This window comes from Streptomyces flavochromogenes, assembly GCF_000717595.1.
GTDB lineage: Bacteria > Actinomycetota > Actinomycetes > Streptomycetales > Streptomycetaceae > Streptomyces > Streptomyces flavochromogenes.
Genome location: NZ_JNZO01000117.1, coordinates 1 through 367, shown reverse-complemented (window position 1 = coordinate 367; position 367 = coordinate 1). Strand labels below are relative to the sequence as shown.

1 protein-coding gene is annotated in these 367 nt (G+C 71.1%); it reads right to left on the bottom strand.

Features of this window, described 5'->3' with window-relative positions; all coding sequences use genetic code 11:
* The coding region (locus tag IF00_RS0140515; RefSeq protein ID WP_030327154.1) for a S1 family peptidase at positions 1–367 on the bottom strand (367 nt) is incomplete at both ends.

Sequence of the window (367 nt, the reverse complement as noted above, 5' to 3'; positions counted from 1 at the left end):
CGCGAACCTCAGTTCGGTGTCGGCGGTGGTGCCGAATCCCAGGATGCGGGTCGGGGTCCCGGGCCGTCCGGCCCGCTCCGCGATCCTGACGGGCTTCTCAGAGACCGGGCGGTCGAGACGGACCAGCGCGATGTCGTGCCTGTTGGCGCCCTTCCCGTCACCGCTCACGAAGCCGGGGTGAACCACCGTCCGCTCGATGGCCCGGACCGTTCCCCCCGACTTCCGCGCCTCACTGCCGATCCGGACGATGCCGTCGAGGACCAGGCCTTCGCCCGTGACGCAGTGGGCCGCCGTCAGCACCCACTGGGGATCGATCAGCGACGCCCCGCAGTTGCCGTCGTACACGCCGTACTTCGGGGCCGACTCG